We start from the raw sequence: 23,477 nt of genomic DNA, 5'->3' as shown, positions 1-23,477 counted from the left end.
CCTTTTCATTGGTTGGGCAGATGAGGACGCGCCACTTTCCTCATCTGCGATACGGTTACGCCTTGTTATTGCTCCAGTTCGCTGGATTCATAATGAGTGCTGACTGCATCCCTACACTGCCGCTCATCGACGGGTTGTAAGCCTGTTTCCCGTAGAATGATGGAAGCTGACTTTTTGCTGTCGATGACGAGCTGCTTGCTCCGCCAGATGTGGGAATAAAGGGTTTCACTCCCTGTTTGGCTATCGCTCCGGTCAGGCTGCCAAACGCGGGTATCGTTAATTTGCCCAATGAGAGGCTTTGCAGCGTTTTTATGACGGGAATACGGCTGAGGCAAGTGAACTGCGGTACGATACCGAGGCTGCCAAACGAGCTGTAAGCGTTGCTGACATCCGTAAGTGATGACGGGCTGAATGAAAGCCGATTACCCGCACCCAGAATGTTGTCGTAAATCTTCGACTGTTGGTGGGCAAACGCACCGCCAGCGCCGGAGACTGCGCCAGTAATCGCCCCACCAATCGCCCCCGTAATCGCGCCGCTGAGCATGGATTGCTGCCAGGTTCCCGAGTTGGCGACGCCAAAGGCATCATTGACAAAATGTTGGCTGACGCCTTGTGCTGCGCCAATGACTCCTCCAGATACTGCGCCGACAAATGAGCCGGCGATGATGCCGCCAGCGGTTGTCGATGTTGCCGCCGCCGCTGCCGACCCGGCAGCAAAAGCGCCGACCCCGCCTGCTGCGGATAGTGCACCCGCAACAGCGCCGATACCTGCTCCGGCAAAGATGTAACCTGCCAGTGCGCCACCTTTTAGCCCGGATTGAATGCCAGTGTAGGCGGCCATGCCGCCGCCAAGCACTGCACCAACAAGCGCCCCCATGAGCAAAATGACCAGAATGGGCGCTATTTCTCCTGAAGGATCGGTTTGGTTGACAGGGTTGTTGTAGCAGTAAACGAAAGGGCCACCGTATTGGAATCTCGGGTCGCACGAGTAGAAACGACCAAGCTGAGGGTCATAGAAACGCGCACGATAGTTGTAGAGTGCCAGCTCCGCATCAAACTCTTGGCCAGTATAGCGATAGTGCACGATCTCTGGGGTACCAACGCTATTGGCAAATCGCTGACCAAACGGCATGTAGTCCAGCATGGTAGCAACGGTGCCGTCGTCAGCAATGACGGCTCGCACTGACCCCTGTAAGTCTTTCAACACATAGTATGTTGTATGGTTTTTCACCAGCGCCAGCAGGCCACCAATGCCATAGATATACTGGGTGTCTTGTTCCCCTGACTCCATCAGCGGAAAGTCACTCAGCCCATGTACATACAACGTTTGTGCGCCGTTGCTATGCCTTTTGATGACACGCTGGTTAAGGCCGTTATAGGTAAACTCCAGCGAATGGCCATCTTCCAGTGAAACAAACAGCGGTAAATTATTCAGCGCATTGTAGTCGATACGTGCAATCTGGCGATGCGATGAGGCAGTGACGTTGCCGAACGTGTCATAGCGGTAGTGCTGTGTTGGCGCATTATCGTGATGGACGGCGGTAACCTTGTTGCTGTTCTTTAAGTAATCATATGTACGCCGTGCCGTGCCTTGCTGAAGAGACAAGATATTGCCATTAGGATCGAAGGTGAGCGGATGGCCGACACCAAGGCTGTAATCAGCGTTAGTGCTGTGCTGAGCGACGATCAACTGGCTGCGCTTGTCGTACTGGTAGCGGTAAGTAAATGTATTTTCTGGATTAATGCTGTTCTCGCTGGTGGCGCTGGCAATGTTACCGTTGTAGTAACCTGAACCGTTATAGCCACCGGATGTGTAGCTAAAAGTATGCTTGAGAAGCGGGCTACCGTCAGCGTACTGGTTCGCTATCTCTGTTATCCATCCGGGAGAATTGTAGGCCAGACGGCGCAACAGTGGGCGGCTTCCTGTGTTATTAAGCTGTTCTCCGGCGAGGCTGCCATCCGCGTGATAGCGATATTGGGCAAATTTCGCTGGTTCGTTCTCTGTTCCGATAGCCGTGTTCTGCCCCATGTCATTATAGGTATATATGACGCTGGGGATGGGGGCGCCCGCGGGGTAATCAATACGCGTGGTATTACCCAGATTGTTGTAAGTATATGTCGTGGTTTGCGCGACGTGCTCCGGCACGCTCAATGTAGTGCGTGTCGTATTGCCATAGCGATCGTAGCCGTAGCTATTTTCGATGATCGCTCCGCTGGCGTTTCGTTTCTGTGTTTTCCATAAACGCCCACGCAATGTGACGTCTTCTCCTGTTCCGTCATAACTGTTCTGGGTTTCCCAGTGGTTGTTTTGCGGGTAATGCGGATCGCTGTTCGCTATGCTCTGTAGTTGGGTGCCATCTCCCCAGGAACGCGTAATTTCTCCCTCCTCAATGATACGACCCAGAATGTCATATTTCTTATAGAGAACGGTGCCTTTCTCAACCGTTAATGGCGTTGAACTAAAGCGTAGACGGCCTGCGGAATCGTAGATATAGCGCGTTTCTCCTGTATCTGGCGTCGTTCGGGATATGAGCTGCTGCAAGAAGTTATAGCGATTGTGGGTGGTAAAAGCTCCGGTGTCGTTGCCTGATAAAAAGGCGTTCGGATGCAGAATTTGGCAGATATTCCCCGCAGCATCAAAAACTTGCTGAACGGCATCAACAACCGTGTTATCCGCATTGGTCTGTTTACCTAACGTTTGCCCTCTGCGATCTTTAATTTCCAGAACCTGGGAACCATTCGCATCGGTCAGCGCGGTAACCAATAACTCGCCTGGTCGATACAGAATGCCCGCGATGCTTTTCTGATCGGCAACGGCATACTTAATCTGGGTGGTATGGTTATTGCTGTCAGTAAGGGCAAACAGTTTACCGGGTAACCCTTTTTTGAGCGGTCGCCCGAGTGATGACGCTTCATAACGCGTGCCGCTGTAAGGGTATCCTTCATCTTGTGGATAACGCGTGCTGATTTCGCCACTCATTATGCCCGTTGCGCTATCTAGCCCGCTGACAAATCCTGAACGGTAGCCGAAGAGCGTGTCGTCAAACGTCGCTATCTTGGTTTCAGCAATGCAGTTCCCTAGTGCGTCATAGCATTTTTCTTTAACCAGACACTGGGTACCATTTAGCACCTGAGACTGTATATCCTGCCGATTAGCATTTTTATAACTCATTGAGATTTGAGGGGAGCGATATGTCACTGGGTTAGCGAGTTGCAGCTCGCCCTGTGCTGAAAAAACGCATTCTCCACTCAGCGGTGTCGGGCTTTTTATTGCGAAAACTTGTCGGCCATCGGCGAGTAAGATCACCGCACCATTCACGGGGATCAGCAAGACGGTTGCGGGCACTTGACCATTAATCTTGCTGTTTTTGTATGTTGTGCCATCCAGCTCCAGCGTCCAGCCCGTTGATGATAGCCATTTGACGCTGAGTCGATTGCCGATAGTGATGCCAAAAGCGACAGTCTGAGGCGCGCCAGAAGATAGTGTGACGCCGATAGCATAGCGGCCATGTTGCTGAGTGGGTCGCCATGAAATGGTGTTAACGGCGGAACCTGTGTGACAAAGCTGACCGTTATTGAGACGCCAGGCAGAAGCGCCATCCCGGATCCACCGCTCCCAGGTTTGTTCGCCGTCCATAAAGGTTTCGTAGAGGCCGCCTTCAGCCGCCATGATGTCACAACTGCTGGACGGGTCGTTTTGAGGATAGGCAAAGGGCTGTGCGTTATTCCAGCTTCTCGTCGCGTAACTTACCGAACCTCTTTTGCTGTTTTCCTGTGGACCGACTTCGGTGAATTTCTGACGCAGTGGATCGTAACCATAACGTGTGATGTTGGCATTATTGCCGAGTGTGGCTGTTTCATCCCAGTAGATCGGATCGTAGCATTTTGCTTCCATGTTGCTGGTCAACGGGGTAATGCTGATATTGTTGATCAGAAGATAAGCGGAGGACTTTTCATTGGTGAATGACACCGTAAGCGGGAGAGGGGCTCCGTCTCCCTGATAGTCGATGACCGCCTGCCAGTACACCCATTTCGCTTCATGGGTAGGGATAACTGCCACTTTTTTACGTTCACCGCTTCCTGAGCGCGTTTCCAGATAAACGTTGCCCGCGTTGGTCAGAAACCCTTTTTCCGCTTTTATCCAGCCAGCAATGATGGTTGTTTGCGTGTGTTGCAATGGCGTTGTTCGCAATAGAGCGCTATGGGCCGTCAGCTTAAAGCTATTGGTGCCCGTGCAGGCATCGCCAGAGATGAGAGCGTCTGCCATCGTTCCCTTGCCATTCGCTAGTTGCCAGCGCGATGGATAGGTTTCATAGGGTTCAAAACCGACAAAATCACAGCTGTTATCGTCTTTGCTGGTGAAGGTAGCGACAGGCAGAATTTCGTTTTTATCCCACAGCGTACTTTCTATCTGTTCCGTGGCGTCACTCCCGCAGGTAATCGCCCCATAAAAACTCCTGTGTAGGACGCGACTGACCTTCAACCACGATGCGCCTGGATTGGCGGTGATGAGATGTGGGTTCTCTGGCGTTGTATTGTCAGGTGCCTGTTGCAGGATATATGCGTTACTTGTTGCCCACACGGTTGGTGCCGGGTTGCCAGAAATGGGGTGCTGGCGTGACTGAGGATGGTATTGTTGCAAGCTGCCGGAAAATACCTCTTTTTTTCCGCCACTCGCCGGGGTGGTGACTGAATCAAAATGGGTGAAAGGGACGTCAATAACGTGCTTAAGCAAGAACCACGGATAGGCCTGATAGGCATAGCCATAGTGTTTGGTGATCGTTTCCACCGTACCATCACGGGTGACATTATCAAACGTCTCTTCTACAAGCTTGCCAAACTGGCTGTCATACGTGTAGTTCGTGCTGGTCAGCAGGCCATCATTGATGCTCGTGTCGTTGATACAGCGGATGTAGCCGCCAAACAGGTCACGCTGTACGCCTTTGACGTTGAGCGTGGTAAACACCTTGATATGTTTCTGCTCATGAATCAGCAGCATATTGTTGCTATCGAAGGTTTTTTGTTCAATAAGCTGCCCATCCAGAAGACCTGAGTCATCCTGGTCTGCTACGTTAACCTTCTGGTTTTTTTTGGTTAACCCATTGAAGTAACGATTCTCGGTATAGCCAAAACGAGGGAGTGCTGGCGTATCTGTACCTGGATAATAGGCGCTTTTGTAATACTTAAACACGGCACCGGTTGGATCGCAGGTCGCTGTTGCGATATCAAAGACATACGCTGTCGTGCTGGTAGTATAACCATCATTGATACTGACCGTATCGACGCAATAATCCACCAGTGTACCTTGCAAGGTATTATCTAAATAACGGTTCAGTGTCAGGGTTTCTGCGTTATCAAAGCTCTTTTCCAGTGGTAAGTAGGTGACAAAAGTGGAAAGACCGGAAGGGTATTGACCATTAATGTTGGTTTTAATTTGCCCGTCAGCGTTGATCTGTGTGAAGTAGCGCTGAACGATCACGTCTTTATTGGCAAGATTCTGGTTAAGGAATGGCCAGACCGTCGTATCTTTGACCGCACTCCCCGCTAAATTCAGATAAGAAATAAAACGTGGCCCCTGATTGATCATCGTGGTGCTATCTATTTCATACGGCACTTCCTGATAGTGGTTTACCGCATCCTGCCAATTACGCGATGAGCCTCGCTGATAGATACGATTCCCCATCGTGGCAATATCGGCGCCTGCCGTGGGGAAGAAATGTACCTTCCGTGCTGATGTTGGGCCATCTTTGCTATATAAGTCCGTGGCGCTGTTATCCCAACGCGCAATGTGGGTCACGGGATCGTAGCCAATCAGTTTAGCTTGTACGGCAGATTCTCGATTGCTGACGGCAATGGCGTAATCGGTGCCGTAGGCGTACCAGTTTATGTCCTGATCGCTACAGGTATCGCGGAAATTCAGGCTTTTGTTGAACAGCCATGATGCGCCGTTGTAACGCAGCAAATGAGGGCCGGAAGCAATCATGCTGTTGTTAATGAATCTGGCGATAAAGGGGATGGTAATCACTTTCGATGGATGACTTTTCGGTAACCGGCAGGGGAAGTCAACACTCTTGATCGTGCTAAAAGCCGCATCCCATTCCAGAACTTTAATCGTGTAATCAACGCTAAGTGAGGCTTCCTGAGTGATATAGGTCAGTGCAATAAACGAGGCACTGCTGGCAAAACCAAAGCTGTTTTCCGGGTTAGCACCACCGATCGTAAAGGTTAGCGTTGTCGATGCGCCGGTATGCCACTGCTCGTCGCCGTCCTGATAATAAAGCGTGAAGGTGTTGTGGTGCATGCCGCCACTTTCCGGCGCGTAGTCCAGAATGGCGTAGTATTTGTTTGTAGCGGTGATGTAAGGCTTATTGTTTGGTTTGTTCGCCGTCAGATCTGAGGATCTCTCTTCAATACCCCATGATTTGGCAAAGTTATTCCATGTGTAGCGCACTAGCTTACGATGATCTTTATCACAGGTGACGAAGAAATTATCGCCTGCGGCAAGCTGCAAGTGGGCGGTCTTTTCGATAATCGGTGCGGCTTCGAACCATTCGCCCCACTTGCGGTTGTCTTTATGGTAAACGTGTACGCCTGATTTCCCGTTCTGGGGGCTGGAATAGGTCAGACAGGCAAAATCAGCACTGGTAATGACGTTCACACTGTTGATGTCGAATGCGGCCTTGATTATCTGCTGCTGGGGCGTCCATTGTTGCCATCGGCCTAACCAGGTATAGAGTGTGACATGAATTTGGTCGGTTGATTCGTTTAGCCAGAGACTGACGACATAGTCCGCGCCGAACCAGACTCGGGGCTTCGCGGCGCGTGGCCAGGGATTGGTAATCTGCTGTTGCCTGTCGCAAAGTGGCAATGTCTGCTGTTTGTATCGATAGGCGATATCGGCTCCATCGGGCGTAATCGCGCGGCTTAGCGCACCGGCGTTAACGTTGCCTACGGCCCAGTAGCTGAGTTGCAGATCTGGCAGAGAACATTGGTTGGCATACTTGCGTTGTATGCTGGTCAGCGTGCGTTTGACCGTATCGCCGTAGAGATAATCATTTTTTGTGTAGTGGCTGAAATTGCTGCTAACGTCATAACCCAGTTGCACGGCATAAAGCAGATCACCTTGAGGATTATTGACGACAATATGATCCAGATAACGCGTTTCGTATCTGTCCTGATAGGGACTAGGTTGGTTATCTGGAATCTGTGTATAGGGGGTATTCCAATGTGGAGACAAGTACTCGCGCGGGCTGGCAGGGGAATGGATATCGTACTGTTTTTCTTTGTAGTTGAAATTAATGGTGCGATTGAACATGTCGGTTATCGTTAAAAGATAGCAGGCCTTAGTAAACGATAACCCGCTGTCCCCAACCTGCTGCTCCACCACATCGTAACTGAAAGTAATCGTATCTCCCCAGAGACTTTTGATTTGTGCCAGATTCCAGGTTGCGGCGAACCTCGATTGTAATAATGTTTTGTCCCCGGAATGCGTGAGCGCAGATTGTCCTGACCAGTTACCCCATCTCACTTTCCATTGAATGGCATGTTGGGTAGCCGTTATTCCACCATAAAAATAGCTAGTGCCATCATCTTTTACCATTTCCCAGCGTTCAAACTCCGGGTAATATAAAATTTTACTGAAATCATATTGGAAACATTCAAAGGCAAAGCCGCCGGAAAGCACATTCAGATAGTCATCCTGGCGATTAACGATAAAAGTACGTTGGTTCTGGCTATCAATGATTTGCCATTGTTGATTGGCGTTTACGGTGCTGACACGGGCATTAATATCAATTTCTATTCCAGATTCAATAAACTGAGATTGAATGGCAGAATCTATTTTCCCTTTATTCAGTGTGTCAATGTTATTACTTGGAAGTGTCGCACGATGCCATTCATTTTTTGTTCTGATCAGTTCTGTTGCGCTATTATTGGTATAAATTTGATAAGTGTTGTCGCCTGGTGAGGCATTTCCTCGTGTTTCTACTTCTATTCTCTCAAAAGGCAGCTTCCAGCCTAACCCCAGGATACTGGTTGGCGCGCTGGCATTTGACTGATGGATTTCATTTTTAACATTACTGCCATAGGATGCCGTCACTTTCACATCCAGCTTGTTTCTTCCTTTTAGTGAAACCAAATCTAAAGGTAAATTGATATCACCACGAAACAAATTAACGCTGTCCTTGAATATGTTATTGATATTCTTTTCGAATTGACCTGGACGTATTTGTGGGGTTTGACTGTTCGTACTGTTACTCATTTTTTATATCCTTTTAATGAAGCGTATCAGTCAGGCTGTGTGCGTTAAATTATAGGCAATAATGTGTAATGGCGGTTATGGCTGTCTGGGGGATGAAAAATTATATTATGAACGGTGGTGGTATTTAAAAATCGCAGATAGCATTTCTGCTACCTGCGATATAATTAATCAAAAAAGAGAAATATAAGATTATGAATCACATTCTGCGACAACCAGAACGTTGACGCTACCATAAGCTTTATTGTTGGATTTGTCTTCCATATAACAGGTTGCAGAAATGGTGACACCGTTGCCGCTAAAACTGGATATGGAACTGGACACACTGATGGTTTTTAAGTGGTGGTCAGCACTACCGAACGAAAGTTCAAAGGCTTGAACCGCGACAGAGGCGTTAAGTACACGAGTTCCGAAATCGATATTCTGTGTTGCACCAGATTGAACTTTAGCAACTTGAAATTTTGTAGTGGACATAGCTAATCCTTGTTAATAAATAATTCTAGTGATCCTTTATTTCAGGAGTATTGCTGTTGGCTATTTCAATAACAATTAGTGCAAGATATAAATTATATTCAAGAAATAGTTTTGTCAATGTCCTTGAGATAAAAATAATTCGTGTTGTTATTTTATTATCTTATTGTTATGTATGGATTTTTATTTGATTTCTATAGTTATTATTTGTCTGGTAATTGTTTTTGAACCATTCCTTCAAAGGGAAGTGAAGGGATAATTTATTTTCTATAACTTATTCTGATAGTTCTGGTTTTAGTCGTTATCCATAAATAACGCAGGGTATGTAAAACACCGAGTGTGGTTTATTTTTTATGGCAGTTTTATTAAGCGTCATATCCAATGATAAATACGCGTGGAATAGCAACAAAAAATAAATGGTTATTAACCCGCGATGATTAATAAATCAGGCGTTGTGGCTGACAAATTTAACAATGACATCGTTATGACATGCTTAATGGGGATGTGGTCAAAATCAGTGTGGCTGGAGAAACTGGCTTAGCCGTGGTGAGTAAAAACCCTGCCGAAGCAGGGTTTGATGGTTCTGGATTGCCAACCTCAAAGAGGCATTTTTTAGAACGGAATGTCGTCGTCGAAATCCATTGGTGGTTCGTTGCTTTGTGCTGGCGTGCTATTTTGCGCTGGGCGTTGCTGAGACTGCGCGCCGCCGCTGAACTGGTTGCCACCCTGCGGCTGCTGAGGTTGACCCCAACCGCCTTGGCCGCCACCTGCATTGCCACCGCCTGCTGGTGCGCCGCCGCCCTGGCGTCCACCTAACATCTGCATGGTGCCGCCGACATTAACGACGACTTCGGTGGTGTAGCGTTCTACGCCAGCCTGATCGGCCCATTTACGGGTTTGCAGTGCGCCTTCTATGTAAACCTGAGAGCCTTTACGCAGGTATTCGCCCGCCACTTCTGCCAGTTTGCCGAACAGCACCACGCGGTGCCACTCAGTCTTCTCTTTCTGCTCACCGGTTTGCTTGTCACGCCAGCTTTCTGACGTCGCCAGCGTGATGTTGGCAACTGCACCGCCATTCGGCATATAGCGGACTTCCGGGTCTTGACCCAGATTCCCGACAAGAATCACTTTATTAACGCCTCTGCTGGCCATGCTCGTGTCTCCTGATGAATCAATTTATGTAAGTCTAAACGATCAATTTTATCATGATACACATTTGTATCATACCTGCGAAATGGCTTCAGAAACGAAAGTGAGATTTGCAGCGTTTGCAAAGTAAACGGATTTAATACTGGATATCCATTCAGTTTTTTTTATGCCATAATTGCTCGTTTCGTACCGGTTCTCTCCCTTCGAGAGGCGATGACAAACCGTTTTTATTCCGGGAAGTGTGTGAATGGATAAGATCGAAGTTCGTGGTGCTCGTACCCATAATCTCAAGAATATCAACCTGATAATCCCCCGTGACAAGCTGATCGTAATCACCGGCTTGTCGGGTTCGGGTAAGTCATCGCTGGCGTTTGACACGCTGTACGCCGAAGGGCAGCGTCGCTATGTGGAATCCCTCTCCGCTTACGCCCGTCAGTTCTTGTCGCTGATGGAAAAACCGGACGTCGATCATATCGAAGGGCTGTCGCCCGCCATCTCTATCGAACAGAAATCCACCTCGCATAACCCGCGTTCTACGGTCGGGACGATTACCGAAATTCATGACTACCTGCGTCTGCTGTTTGCACGCGTGGGTGAGCCTCGCTGTCCGGAGCACGATGTGCCGTTGGACGCGCAGACAGTCAGCCAGATGGTAGACAACGTGCTGGCGCAGCCGGAAGGCAAACGCCTGATGCTGCTGGCGCCGATTGTGAAAGATCGCAAAGGCGAACACAGTAAAACGCTGGAAAACCTGGCCTCACAGGGCTATATCCGCGCCCGTATCGACGGCGAAGTGTGCGATCTGTCCGATCCGCCAAAGCTGGAATTACAGAAAAAGCACACCATTGAAGTTGTCGTCGATCGGTTTAAAGTGCGCGACGATTTGGCGCAGCGGCTGGCAGAGTCATTCGAAACCGCGCTGGATCTCTCTGGTGGTAGCGTGGTGGTGGCGGATATGGACGACCCTACCCAGCCTGAACTGTTGTTCTCGGCGAACTTTGCCTGCCCGGTGTGTGGCTACAGCATGCACGAGCTGGAACCGCGCATGTTCTCGTTCAACAATCCGGCGGGCGCGTGCCCGAGCTGTGATGGTCTGGGCGTACAGCAGTTCTTCGATCCGGCTCGCGTGGTGCAAAACGCGGAGCTGTCGCTGGCTGGCGGCGCGATCCGCGGCTGGGATCGCCGCAACTTCTATTATTTCCAGATGCTGCGCTCACTGGCGGAGCACTATAAATTTGACGTCGATGCTCCGTTTGAAAGCCTAAGCGCCTCAGTCCAGAAAGTGATTCTGTACGGCTCCGGTAAAGAGAACGTCGAATTCAAATATATCAATGATCGCGGTGATACCTCGATACGCCGCCATCCGTTCGAAGGCGTGCTACACAATATGGAGCGCCGCTATAAAGAAACGGAATCCACGGCGGTGCGCGAAGAGCTGGCGAAATTCATCAGCAACCGTTCCTGCGCCAGTTGCGGCGGGACGCGCCTGCGTGAAGAGGCGCGTAACGTGTTCGTTGAGCAGACGACGCTGCCGCAGATTTCCGATATGAGCATCGGCCATGCGATGACGTTCTTCCAGAATATGAAGCTCAGCGGGCAGCGTGCCCAAATCGCCGAGAAAGTGCTGAAAGAGATTGGCGATCGGCTCAAGTTTCTGGTGAACGTTGGGCTGAACTATTTGTCGCTTTCCCGCTCGGCGGAAACGCTGTCCGGCGGTGAGGCGCAGCGTATCCGTCTGGCAAGTCAGATCGGTGCCGGGTTGGTTGGTGTCATGTACGTGCTGGATGAACCCTCTATCGGCCTGCATCAGCGCGACAACGAGCGCTTGCTGGAAACCCTGATTCATCTGCGTAATCTGGGCAATACCGTCATTGTGGTGGAACACGATGAAGACGCGATTCGCGCCGCTGACCATGTGATTGATATCGGTCCCGGTGCAGGCGTGCACGGTGGACAGATTGTTGCAGAAGGCACGATGGAAGAGATTATGGCGGTGCCGGATTCGTTGACGGGGCAGTTCCTCAGCGGCAAACGCAAGATCGACATCCCGAAACAGCGCGTACCTGCGGATCCGACCAAAGTGCTGAAACTGATTGGCGCGAAAGGCAACAACCTGAAAGACGTCACGCTGACGCTGCCAGTTGGGCTGTTTACTTGTATCACCGGTGTGTCGGGATCGGGCAAATCGACCCTGATCAACGATACCTTGTTCCCACTGGCGCAGCGTCAGTTGAACGGCGCGACGCTGGCAGAGCCTGCCGCTCACCGTGAGATTCAGGGGCTGGAGCATTTCGATAAGGTGATCGATATCGATCAAAGCCCGATTGGCCGCACGCCGCGTTCCAACCCGGCAACCTATACCGGTATTTTCACGCCAATTCGTGAGCTGTTTGCCGGCGTGCCGGAAGCGCGTACCCGCGGCTATAACCCTGGCCGTTTCAGCTTTAACGTGCGCGGTGGGCGCTGTGAAGCCTGCCAGGGCGATGGCGTAATTAAGGTCGAAATGCACTTCCTGCCGGATGTTTATGTGCCGTGCGACCAGTGCAAAGGCAAGCGCTATAACCGCGAAACGCTGGAAATTCAGTACAAAGGCAAAGGCATTCATGAAGTGCTGGATATGACTATCGAAGAAGCGCGAGAGTTCTTTGATGCCATTCCTGCACTGGCGCGGAAGCTGCAAACGCTGATTGACGTTGGCCTGTCCTACATTCGCCTTGGCCAGTCGGCCACCACACTGTCCGGCGGGGAAGCGCAGCGTGTGAAACTGTCTCGCGAGCTGTCAAAACGCGGAACCGGGCAGACGTTGTATATTCTTGACGAACCCACGACCGGCCTGCACTTTGCCGATATTCAGCAGCTTTTGGCTGTACTGCATCAGTTGCGCGATCAGGGCAATACCATTGTGGTGATTGAACACAATCTGGATGTAATTAAGACGGCAGACTGGATTGTCGATTTGGGGCCGGAAGGCGGCAGCGGCGGTGGAGAAATTTTGGTGTCCGGCACGCCGGAGACGGTGGCAGAGTGCGAGAAGTCTCATACCGCACGCTTCCTGCGACCGATTCTGGCACGTGAAGCCTGATAGCAGGGAGATGGCGATGTGGATGCAATATGATATCCGCCTGAAACCGAAAGCCAGAGGTTTCCATCTGGTGACTGACGAGATACTGGCGCAGGTCACGGCGCTGCGCCAGATAAACGTCGGGCTGATGCAGGTGTTTATCAAGCACACCTCGGCGGCGCTAACGATTAACGAGAATGCGGACTCCACGGTACGGCAGGATTTCGAAAGCTTCTTTAATCGCTTAGTGCCGGAGGATGAACCGTACTACCGCCATACGTATGAAGGTAGCGACGATATGCCCGCGCACCTGAAAGGCAGCCTGCTGGGCAACAGCCTGATGATTCCCATTACCAACGGACGCCTGAACATCGGCACCTGGCAAGGCATCTACCTGTGTGAACATCGCAACCACGGCGGCAGCCGCTCGCTGGTTGTCACACTCAACGGGGAATAGTCCAGCGACGCATCCCGATAAATACCGAACTTATTATGGTTGATAATAGAAATTAAAAATCAATGAGTTATGACGATACGTAAAAAAAGGGTCATAAATGTCTGGCAAAGATTTTATTTTTCGTCGATAGGCCTATGCTGGGTATTTGCATATGCTATGGATATACAATTACATGATTAATATCTATACTGAGCTTATGTTTTAGCCAGCACTATTAAATGGTAAGTAACTGGCTGAATTCCCTGTAAAGAGGAGATGCATCATGCGTATTGTTTCGGTTTTTAAAAACGGTAACAACCGTGCTATTCGCTTGCCGCGTGATATGGATTTTGAGGGCGTCAACGAACTGGAGATCGTGCGTGAGGGGGATACCATCATGCTGCGTCCAGTGAAGCCCAATTGGCATTCATTTTTGCAAGAAGAGCGCGCTGACGCTGACTTTATGACAGAACGTCAGGATGTGATTGAAGAGGGGAGATTCAAGCTGTGAGCTGCTTGTTCATGCTGGATACCAATATCTGTTCCTTTATTATGCGTGAACACCCGGCGGCAGTGATTGATAAGTTGCAGCAGTGCACGTTACGACGTGATCGAATTGTGGTCTCTGCCATCACTTACGCCGAAATGCGCTTTGGTGCGGTTGGCAAAAAAGCTTCGCCACGCCATATGCAACTGGTTGATGCTTTCTGTCGTCGGCTCGATGCGGTGTTACCTTGGGATAGCGCCGCGGTAGACGCGACGACGAAAATCAAAATTGCGTTAGCCGCGGTTGGTACACCCATTGGCCCAAATGATGCGGCCATCGCCGGTCATGCCATCAGCGCTAAGGCCATATTGGTTACCAATAATCTGAGAGAGTTTGAGCGAGTACAGGGGCTAACGTTGGAAGATTGGGTTAAATAGTTGCTGACCGCGATATCTGCCTGTGCGGCAGTGAACCTCCAAGCATCAATTTATAGAATGAATACGGATTTCTAAGCTACCTATACGGCAGTGAACGGTGGCAGTGGCGCATCTACTGGGATTGAAATTTTCTAAGCTGCCTATGCGGCAGCTTAGAAATTTCCCGATGTCAGTTTGTAATCGGTATTTTTGTTCACTGCCGCGCAGGCAGTTTATCCACGATCTTAAACGCTGCTGTCTGGCTATTATCGAGGTAGCGCTGCGCCAAGTGCTCAATCCGTTTAGGCTTTAAATAACGCATATTGATGGCCTTCTTTCGTAACGTTTTTAAGTAATTAGTTTCTTTTTGAGGGAATGAAAAAATTGCGGGTTGGGCATTATTCCCATTTAAAAATCATCATTTTTCCGTTAAAGTTTCCTTACAGGGAAATAGCACGTTGACGTAAGTCAAATTCAAAGGAATGAGGTGACTGTGAAATACGATCCTGTTTTAAAAACGCTTGTGGATGATGACTATCTGCTAGAGGATCATCTTGATTTTAAAAAGCAACATGCAGATATTAATTATCAGAAATTACATGCTCAACTAAATGAAATAAATAACGATAATATTCATGCCATATTGGCTGTGCAGGAAGCGACGTATTTTTTAAAGACGTTATGCACACCAAATCCCAATGACTCTTGGAAAACAGCAATATTTGGCTGTACTGATCCGGCTTCATCGTTTGCTGGAAATATTTCAGAAGCGGTATCTGTAAGCAGAATCATTATGGAGTTTAAAGGGGTTGGTGTAAAGGCAACGGAGTATGTTGGGAAGAATGGCAGTAAGTACATAAAACTATCTGGATACTCAGGAGTAAGAAAATATTTAGATGCCACCCGATATTTAGTCAGTAACCAAAAAATACTCGACATAGGGATAGGTACAAAAGGAATTGAAAATGGTATTGCGACTGGAGCAAGGTTCTGTATTGTATTTTCAGGCGCTTATCGAGCCATTGAGTTGATGGTGAAAGACGAATACGCACTAACCGATTTCTTTGTTAATTTAACGATGGATGCAGCAAAATTAGCGGTGTCGGTTGGCGTTGCCTAGAGAGCAAAAATAGCAGCTACTGGGCTTATGGCTGCGGGAGGTAGTGTTATTGCTATTTTTTTTGGTATATTTATATTGGGATTAGGTGTCAGTTTTGCATTACTTTGGTTAGATAACGAATATAAAATAAGTGAAACGATAATAAAAAATTTGAAATCACATAAAAACAATATACCCCATACCATTCCGATCAATTTTTCCATGCTTGGGGGAGGTACAGCCGTGGTTAAGGTAAACAGACCATTAGTTGGCGCATTTGCAGTTTTTATTTTTTTCTTTCATGTTCTATTAGCTGGATTTCTTTCAATGGATATTTGAGTTTTTTACAAAAAAGTGATGTGGTTATTTTTTCATGGAAACTTGGTTTAATGGTATTCGGTTCGCCTTTGTTGTTTTATTTTTCATATTTGGCATTCTATTCGGCAATAATGGGAGAAGTGGCTAAGATGAATAATAAGCTAGCTAATTCATTAACTATTATCGCTATATTTGGTGCAATGGTTAGTTTCTTTTCATCAATGTATATATCATATGATCTTAGTGACCAAGGCTATGAAACCTGTCCTAAGAACTCTTGGATGGCTCCCAATAAATATGTGAAAAATATCGCTCTTTGTGATGAATGGTGAATAACAAGCACACCTGATGATAAGATGCGCTTGTTATCAAAGGTCATAAATCTTAGAGACTCATTTACTCCCAAATGCTATAACCCGATGTTCCTGCGATTTTGTGGTTCCATGAGATGGTTTTATATTTTAGCTGGACTTTTTCATACGGCATGATGTCGTTGTTATCGATGACGTGTGGATAGACACAGGTGACGTCGACAATACTTGCATCGGTTAAGGTGACTTCATAATAAAGCTCTAGCTGCCCAGCGGAATTGACGCGGTAAAAATAAAATGTCACATCAACATATAAATCAGCGAGATCGTGATTTATGCCCACAGACCGAAGGTTTCGTGCGCGTTGACGAATGCGATTATTTGCAACATGAGTCGCATGCGCCCGACACGGGGTGTTCAATCGCCATCACCCCTTGACCCCAGGCTTCTCGCGGGAAATACCGCCGCTTCGCGGTGCCTTCGGCGATCGACTCCGCAGTCGGGCCGCCAGCGACGCGTTTACTCACCCCATAAATGGGGCTTGCCCTGCGGGCCAGCACAAGTGCTGTTCAAAAACGTCTCTGACGTTTTTGTCCGACGCGGCGCTGACTTTCGCGGCGTCCTGCCGCTCACCCGGCGGTTTCGTTCACCTCAGCGTTATTTTTACGCGATATGAAATAATAAAAATCAACGTATTAAAATAAAATCACATTTACTCTATTTTTCTGGCGAACCCGTTTTCCCTTTTGCAGGGAACGTAGATTCTAACCCGCACTTATTTCTCGCCAGTTGAGCCAGAGTCGCATATCAAATTCCAACTGGTGATAATCAGGATCCATATGGCAACAAAGTTGGTAGAAGGCTTTATTGTGGTCTTTTTCTTTGAGGTGGGCGAGTTCGTGTATCACGATCATCCGCAGGAAATCTTCCGGCCCATCACGAAATAGCGTCGCTATTCGGATTTCGTTATTGGATTTTAATTTTCCGCCCTGTACGCGTGCCACAAACGTATTGGTTCCCAGCGTTCCTTTTATCGGATTCTGTTTGTTGTCGTAGAGTACCTTTGATATTGCGGGGGCGTTTTTCAGATAGCGCTGTTTCAGCTCGGCGACAAACTGATAGAGCGACTTGTCACTCTGGATCGGATGGCGGTCAGGGTATCTTTTTTCCAGCCAGGGGCCAAGTTTGCCTTGATCGAGGAGCGTTTGAACTTGGGCAACAATCGCCGGAGGGTAACCGTTCAGGTAGCGTAGTTGGGTCATGAAATTTTTATCACACAAGCCACTGAGTTAAGCGAGTTCACAACGGTGAGTCGGTTAACCCCGTGGCGTTGTCATTTTACGATTTACTGAATCGCGGCGAAGGCCGCAGCGACGCGTTGGACGTTGCTGTGGTTCAGTCCCGCCATACACATACGGCCGCTGGCGATCAGGTAGACGCCGAATTCTTCACGCAGACGATCAACCTGCTCCGGGCTGAAACCGGTATAGCTGAACATGCCGCGCTGAGTGAGCAGGTAGTCAAAGTTGCGGTTCGGCAGCGCATTTTTCAATGCTGAAACCAGTTCCTGACGCATGCTCAGAATACGTGTACGCATCTCTTCGACTTCTGCTTTCCAGTCAGCGTTCAACTGCACGTCATTCAGAACTTTAGAAACGACCTGTGCGCCGAAATTCGGTGGGGAAGAGTAGTTGCGGCGGACGGTCGCTTTTAACTGACCCAGCACACGCTGTGCGCTGTCGGCATCGTCACACACCACGGAAAGGCCGCCGACGCGCTCGCTATACAGTGAGAAAATTTTGGAGAACGAGTTGGCGATGAGTGCCGGAACGCCCGCGCTGGCAACGGCGCGAATCGCATAGGCATCCTGTTCGATCCCGAGGCCAAAGCCTTGATAGGCGATGTCCATAAACGGAATCAGCTCACGCTGGATGATGACCTCAATGACGCGATCCCACTGCTCGGTGGTGAGGTCTGACCCCGTTGGGTTGTGGCAGCACGGGTGCAGCAGTACGACGCTGCGCGCTGGCAGCGTTTGCAGCGTGGCAAGCATGGCGTCAAATTTCACGCCCAGGCTTTCGCCATCGAAATACGGGTAGGTGTGAACGTTAAAGCCCGCGCCCTCAAAAATCGCAATATGGTTTTCCCATGTTGGATCGCTGACCCATACTTCTGAATCCGGGAAGTAACGTTTCAGGAAATCCGCACCCACTTTCAGCGCACCGGAACCGCCCAACGTTTGGATGGTGGCGATGCGACCCGCTTCCAGCGCCGCGTGGTTTTCGCCAAATAGCAGGTGTTGGATCGCAGTACGGTAAGGCTGTAACCCTTCCATCGGCAGATAAGAGCTTGCGCTCTGAGCTGGCTGTTTCAGGCTACTTTCTGCCGCGCTGACGGAGCGCAGTTGCGGGATAATATTCTGCTCGTTGTAGTAGAGCCCGATACTCAAATTGATCTTATCTGCTCTTGGATCCTGTTTGAATTTTTCCATCAGAGACAGGATAGGATCTCCGGCATAGGTATCAACGTTTTGAAACACAGTATAGCTCTCCTGAGTGTGTCATTTTTATGGGTACCGCAACCCCGACGACGGTGGGGGACAATCAGGCCGCGTAACGGCCGGGGCGATGATTCATCGCGATAATCAGGTTCAGAATGGTTGCCCCCAGAATCGAAGCAATCAACATCGGTATGCTTACCACGAACAGGGAAGTCAGCACAATCACAACGTCAACGCCCATCTGGAGTTTTCCTGCCCGTAGGCCGTATTTGTCCTGAAGATAGAGCGCCAGAATATTCACACCGCCGAGGCTGGCCTTATGACGAAACAGCACCACGAAGCCGATTCCGGTGATGATATTGCCAAACAGCGTGGCGTAGAACGGGTTGAGCTGATCGAAATGAACGAACATCGGGTGCAGGTCGGAAAACAGAGAAACCAGCCCGACGGCGCAGAAGGTTTTCACCGTGAATGCCCACCCCATGCGGCGTAAAGCCAGATAATAAAAAGGCAGGTTCAGCAGGAAAAAGGCGACGCCAAAGGAGACGTTGGTCAGATAGTGGATAAGGAAAGCCATGCCTGCGGTGCCGCCAGTGAGTGCACCTGCCTGACGTAGCAGAATGACGCCAAATGACACCAGCAGCGTGCCGAACAGTATTGCCAGAATATCTTCCAGCAACGTGTGTGATATTTTTTGTGTGGGAATAACGTTATCCATGGTGAGCACTCAACAGACTGTCGTAAAAACATGTGCTTACCAAAGCAAGAATCGCACCAGATAGTGAAGATTAGCGGCAGTTCTGTATGTAATATCGCCACTGATAAGAGCAACGTATTGAATTATATGAATGAAATTAATGCGCGATTCATGCGGAATTTATTCTTTATTTGGTTGATTCGTGCATTTAATTTGAATTTTTTGCGTGAATCATTCATTTTTTGCACCAAATAGAGGCGGTTGCCCTAATTCAGGGCAACGCAGGCAGTTCCGGCATCATCAAACCGTTCTCTTTGAGGCGGTTTAATACCACAGAGGTTTTCAGGTGCGCGACGCTCTTGTTCTGCGACAGAATCTGGCTAATCAGCGTGCTGAGCCCAGGCAGATCCGCCACGGCGACTTTTAACAGATAATCGGCATCGCCCGTAGTTTTATACGCGTCGATAATGGCGTCCACCTCTCCCAGCATTTGGTGAAAGCGCTCAACGTATTCGCTGGTGTGGTTGATCAACCGCACTTCAATTAATCCCAGACACTCCAGTCCGACCGCGTTCGGCGACAAGCGGGCATGATAGCCGAGAATCAACTGCGCCTGTTCCAGTGCGATGCGGCGGCGGGAGCATTGTGAGGCGGACAGCCCGACCAGCTCGCTGAGTTCCTGATTGGTCAGGCGGCCGTTAGTTTGTAGCAGCGTCAGGATTTTCAGATCGAAATCATCAATGGTGTACATCGCGTTCCCTAAACAGTGTCAGGCAGTGAGCCAAACAGACTACCAGTTTTTTAGGGCGCGTTGCCTATGAGTTTTTTATCGTAGCAAGGCACCTTTTCATCCGTGTGCACCATGATAGGTCATGTTCATGCATCGAAGAGGGATGAATGATTGAATTTCGTGCATTGGTGTCTTTTATTTGCACTAAATGTGGGTGTTTTTTTGGTTATATGCGCGATGTGTGAAATTGCTGTCATAAATAAATTATGAAAATTTTCATTGTGTTACTAGCAATAGTGAGTCTGTCTACAGACTAAGGACGGTTATCTGGCCTGATAGTTGCTAAACCCTCTCGGTTCGAATTTTATTGCTGACGGGGAAAATCATGGATACAGAACAGGCAGAAGGGCAGTTGAAAAGAGGTCTGAAGAATCGTCATATTCAACTGATAGCACTGGGGGGCGCAGTCGGAACCGGGCTATTTTTAGGGATCGCGCAGACGATCAAAATGGCTGGGCCATCGGTACTACTGGGTTATGCGATTGCGGGCGTCATTGCATTTTTTATCATGCGGCAACTGGGTGAGATGGTTGTAGAGGAGCCGGTTGCTGGCTCATTTAGCCACTTTGCCTATAAGTACTGGGGGAGTTTTGCCGGATTTATGTCCGGCTGGAACTATTGGGTGCTGTATGTCCTGGTAAGTATGGCTGAATTAACGGCCGTCGGGATTTATATCCAATATTGGTGGCCGGATGTACCAACCTGGGTCTCTGCGGGAATATTCTTCTTGCTGATCAATGCGATCAACCTGACCAGCGTTAAGGTATATGGCGAAATGGAATTCTGGTTTTCGATCATAAAGGTGGCGGCGATCATGGGGATGATCGCTTTTGGATGCTATTTGCTGTTCAGCGGTGCGGGTGGCCCAGACGCTAGCGTCACGAATCTGTGGCAACACGGCGGCTTTTTCCCGAACGGTGTGAGTGGCATGGTGATGGCGATGGCGGTGATCATGTTCTCTTTCGGCGGGCTGGAACTGGTGGGGATCACCGCGGCCGAGGCGGACGATCCGCAAAACAGCATTCCACGGGCGACGAATCAGGTTATTTACCGCATTCTTATGTTTTATGTTGGCGCGCTGGCGGTGCTGTTATCACTGTACCCGTGGGGGAAAGTGGTTGAAGGCGGTAGCCCATTCGTCATGATTTTTCATGCTTTGGATAGCAACGTTGTCGCGACCGTGCTGAATCTGGTGGTGCTGTCTGCTGCGTTATCGGTTTATAACAGCTGTGTGTACTGCAATAGTCGCATGTTGTTTGGGTTGGCTAAGCAAGGGAACGCTCCGCGTGCGCTGTTGAAGGTCAATCAGCGCGGTATCCCGCTGGCGGCGCTTGGCGTCTCCGCTTTAGCGACGGCAGGATGTGTGCTCATCAACTACCTGATGCCGGGTAAAGCCTTTGAGCTGCTGATGGCGTTGGTGGTATCTGCTCTGGTTATCAACTGGGCGATGATTTGCATTACTCACCTGAAGTTCCGCGCTGCGAAAAAGCAAGCACGGCAGGAAACGCGCTTTAAAAGTCTGGGTTACCCCGTGACGAACGTCATTTGCCTGCTTTTTCTGGCGGGGATTCTGGTCATTATGGCGATGACGCCGGGTATCCAGATTTCGGTGTTGTTGATCCCTTTTTGGCTATTGGCGTTAGGCGTGAGCTACGTTGTGAAAAAGAAGAAGAGTAATTCGGCAACATTGACTGCTAATGTGAATTAATCGTGCATGGTGCCCAATATTAACCGGCGTGACGGCCAGTATTGGGCATAACTTATTTTACAATGATCCGTTCATCCTCTTCTCCCAGACAGACACTTAACTGCTGCCCGTCAGGACTAAAGGCGCAGTAGGGAAGGGGTTCACGTAGGTAGAGATGCAACGGAAGCGCCAGATACAGCGCGATGAGCATCAGCGCGGCGACCGCTTTAGCGTAGGTTGGATGCGGGGCGACCGGGTTGCGCCGGGCATGCCGATATTTCACGATGCCGATAGCGGCCATACCTGCGCCCACCAGCATGGAAACATACAGTTCGCCGGGCATGGGTGAAAGTATCAGATTGTCGTTTTCATACTCCTGCCAATATTGAACCCGCCACAGGGCGCTGATGCCGATTTGCACCAGCCCTGCGAGTATCCAGGCAACACGCCATCCCGAGAGCCGAAAGAGCGCCAGAAAGCAGAACCCCGATGCCGCGCAAGACCAGTAAATCAGATCGAACATCGCGCTAAACATGCCGCCAAACAGCGTGCCACCGACATCCGTCGGTTTCAGGGTTGAGAAATTAATGAAGGCAAACAGCGCCAGAATCGCGGATACGGCAAGCCAGCTTGCCGCATAGTAGATAACCTCTCTGAAAGCCGGCAGGCTGTGAGCCTGCCGATAAAAACCAGTCAGTCCGTTTTTACTCACCGTCGACGTATTCCAATACGGTGCGCTGTGTTAAGCGCGTGATCAGTTCGTAGGCGCTGGCACCGGTATGCGCGGCAATGCGTTCAACCGGTAGCGTCGGCCCCCAAAGGATGACCTCATCGCCGACCTTATCCTGCGCATCGGGACCTAAATCCACCGTGATCATATCCATCGACACGCGACCCGAAAGCGGCACTTCACGGCCGTTGATGAGTACGGGGGTGCCTGCTGGCGCGCAGCGCGGGTAGCCATCGCCGTAGCCGACGGCGACCACACCCAGGCGGGTATTGCGCGGGCTGGTCCAGGTGCCGCCGTAACCGACCGCTTCACCCGCGTGGTGTTCACGCACGGCGATCAGCTGAGACGTAAAGGTCATCGCAGGCTGGAAGCCGAAATGTGCGGCGTCTTCGTTATCCAGCGGCGACACGCCATAGAGAATGATGCCGGGGCGAACGCGATCGCGGTGCGACTGAGGCCACAGCAGAATGCCGCCGGAAGCCGCGATGGACTGCGCGCCGGGCTTATCCTGTGTAAAGGCATCGAAGCACGCTAACTGGCGTTCGGTGGTGCCGGCTTCGGGCTCATCGGCGCGGCTAAAGTGACTCATGATATTGACGGGCTGAACCACATTGCGACATGTGCTTAGGCGCTGCCAAAACGCGTCGGCGTGTTCCGGCAGAACGCCAAGCCGGTGCATGCCGGTATCGAGCTTCATCCACACGCGTAGCGGTTGCGGCAGCGTGGCCTGCTCCAGCGCGGCAAGCTGTTCGGGGCTGTGAACGGCGGTTTCTAGCTGGTGCTCGACCAGAAGCGGAAGGTCGTCAGCGGAGAAGAAGCCTTCCAGCAGGACGATAGGCTTGGTGATGCCCGCGGCGCGCAGTGCCAGCGCTTCGGAGAGGCGTGCGACGCCGTAGCAGTCCGCGTCGCAAAAGGTATGGGCCGCTTCGATCATGCCGTGGCCGTAGGCGTTGGCTTTCACGATGGCAACGACCTGGCTGCCAGGCGCGAGCTGGCGGATACGTTGCAGGTTGTGGCGCAAAGCACGCCGGTTAATGACGGCTGTTGCCGTTTTCATTCTTGTTCCTT

General features: G+C 50.0%; 14 protein-coding genes and 3 pseudogenes. 7 read left to right on the top strand and 10 right to left on the bottom strand.

The annotated features are described in order from the left end of the window. Positions 1 to 55: 55 nt before the first annotated feature. The 3 genes from LCF41_RS17910 to ssb1 all read right to left on the bottom strand — a co-directional run bounded on the left by LCF41_RS17910 (position 56) and on the right by ssb1 (position 9,880). Positions 56 to 8,260 carry an RHS repeat domain-containing protein gene (locus LCF41_RS17910; protein WP_225085726.1) on the bottom strand — a complete coding sequence of 2,735 codons (8,205 nt, stop codon included), beginning with the start codon at positions 8,258 to 8,260 and terminating at the stop codon, positions 56 to 58. A 189-nt stretch (positions 8,261 to 8,449) separates the two neighbouring features. Next, positions 8,450 to 8,731, bottom strand: coding sequence for a hypothetical protein (locus LCF41_RS17905; protein ID WP_225085725.1), 282 nt, complete (start codon positions 8,729 to 8,731; stop codon positions 8,450 to 8,452). A 609-nt stretch (positions 8,732 to 9,340) separates the two neighbouring features. After that, positions 9,341 to 9,880, bottom strand: a complete 540-nt coding sequence (gene ssb1, locus LCF41_RS17900) for a single-stranded DNA-binding protein SSB1 (protein WP_225085724.1) — start codon at positions 9,878 to 9,880, stop codon at positions 9,341 to 9,343. 244 nt (positions 9,881 to 10,124) lie between these two features. On the opposite strand from ssb1, the gene uvrA reads away from it, so the two are divergent. From uvrA to LCF41_RS17870, 6 genes and pseudogenes are all read left to right on the top strand, one after another. Beyond that, complete coding sequence (uvrA, locus tag LCF41_RS17895; protein WP_225085723.1) at positions 10,125 to 12,959, top strand: excinuclease ABC subunit UvrA; 2,835 nt, start codon at positions 10,125 to 10,127, stop codon at positions 12,957 to 12,959. A gap of 16 nt (positions 12,960 to 12,975) precedes the next feature. Then, positions 12,976 to 13,395, top strand: a complete 420-nt coding sequence (locus tag LCF41_RS17890; RefSeq protein ID WP_225085722.1) for a secondary thiamine-phosphate synthase enzyme YjbQ — start codon at positions 12,976 to 12,978, stop codon at positions 13,393 to 13,395. Positions 13,396 to 13,657: 262 nt separating this feature from the next. Then, positions 13,658 to 13,885, top strand: a complete 228-nt coding sequence (vapB, locus tag LCF41_RS17885; RefSeq protein ID WP_225085721.1) for a type II toxin-antitoxin system VapB family antitoxin — start codon at positions 13,658 to 13,660, stop codon at positions 13,883 to 13,885. A gap of 11 nt (positions 13,886 to 13,896) precedes the next feature. Beyond that, a complete protein-coding gene (locus tag LCF41_RS17880; protein WP_431191567.1) occupies positions 13,897 to 14,298 on the top strand; it encodes a type II toxin-antitoxin system VapC family toxin in 402 nt (133 codons plus the stop codon). A gap of 472 nt (positions 14,299 to 14,770) precedes the next feature. After that, positions 14,771 to 15,627: pseudogene (locus LCF41_RS17875) on the top strand (hypothetical protein). Then, a pseudogene (locus tag LCF41_RS17870) lies at positions 15,620 to 16,026 on the top strand (DUF1240 domain-containing protein). The pseudogenes LCF41_RS17875 and LCF41_RS17870 overlap by 8 nt, the downstream one beginning before the upstream one ends. A 64-nt stretch (positions 16,027 to 16,090) precedes the next feature. Here the strand turns inward: LCF41_RS17870 and tssD are convergent. The 5 genes and pseudogenes from tssD to LCF41_RS17845 all read right to left on the bottom strand — a co-directional run. Continuing rightward, positions 16,091 to 16,315: pseudogene (gene tssD, locus LCF41_RS17865) on the bottom strand (type VI secretion system tube protein TssD); the annotation flags it as partial. A gap of 454 nt (positions 16,316 to 16,769) precedes the next feature. Continuing rightward, positions 16,770 to 17,267: a M48 family metallopeptidase gene (locus tag LCF41_RS17860; protein WP_225085719.1), complete on the bottom strand. Its 498-nt coding sequence runs from the start codon at positions 17,265 to 17,267 to the stop codon at positions 16,770 to 16,772. 83 nt (positions 17,268 to 17,350) lie between these two features. Beyond that, the gene (locus LCF41_RS17855; RefSeq protein ID WP_225085718.1) at positions 17,351 to 18,544 is read right to left on the bottom strand and encodes an amino acid aminotransferase; all 1,194 of its coding nucleotides are present in this window, start codon (positions 18,542 to 18,544) and stop codon (positions 17,351 to 17,353) included. Between the two features lie 64 nt (positions 18,545 to 18,608). Continuing rightward, complete coding sequence (locus tag LCF41_RS17850; RefSeq protein WP_225085717.1) at positions 18,609 to 19,223, bottom strand: YitT family protein; 615 nt, start codon at positions 19,221 to 19,223, stop codon at positions 18,609 to 18,611. A 250-nt stretch (positions 19,224 to 19,473) separates the two neighbouring features. Next, on the bottom strand, positions 19,474 to 19,953 hold the full coding sequence (locus LCF41_RS17845) for an Lrp/AsnC family transcriptional regulator (protein ID WP_180741597.1): 480 nt from the start codon (positions 19,951 to 19,953) through the stop codon (positions 19,474 to 19,476). A gap of 364 nt (positions 19,954 to 20,317) precedes the next feature. Here LCF41_RS17845 and LCF41_RS17840 point away from each other — a divergent pair, with 364 nt between their 5' ends. Continuing rightward, positions 20,318 to 21,700 (top strand): amino acid permease, encoded by a 1,383-nt coding sequence (locus LCF41_RS17840; protein WP_225085716.1) that lies wholly within the window; start codon positions 20,318 to 20,320, stop codon positions 21,698 to 21,700. Positions 21,701 to 21,752: 52 nt separating this feature from the next. On the opposite strand, the gene LCF41_RS17835 is transcribed toward LCF41_RS17840, so the two are convergent. Together LCF41_RS17835 and alr are read right to left on the bottom strand one after the other, a co-directional pair. Then, positions 21,753 to 22,391, bottom strand: coding sequence for a Rossmann-fold NAD(P)-binding domain-containing protein (locus tag LCF41_RS17835; RefSeq protein ID WP_225085715.1), 639 nt, complete (start codon positions 22,389 to 22,391; stop codon positions 21,753 to 21,755). After that, positions 22,384 to 23,466 (bottom strand): alanine racemase, encoded by a 1,083-nt coding sequence (gene alr, locus LCF41_RS17830; RefSeq protein ID WP_225085714.1) that lies wholly within the window; start codon positions 23,464 to 23,466, stop codon positions 22,384 to 22,386. The genes LCF41_RS17835 and alr overlap by 8 nt, the downstream gene beginning before the upstream one ends. Positions 23,467 to 23,477: the final 11 nt, after the last annotated feature.

The organism is Pectobacterium colocasium, from assembly GCF_020181655.1.
Classification (GTDB): Bacteria; Pseudomonadota; Gammaproteobacteria; order Enterobacterales; family Enterobacteriaceae; genus Pectobacterium; species Pectobacterium colocasium.
The sequence above is the reverse complement of the archived record's forward strand: the minus strand, read 5'-3'. Positions and strand labels throughout refer to the sequence as shown.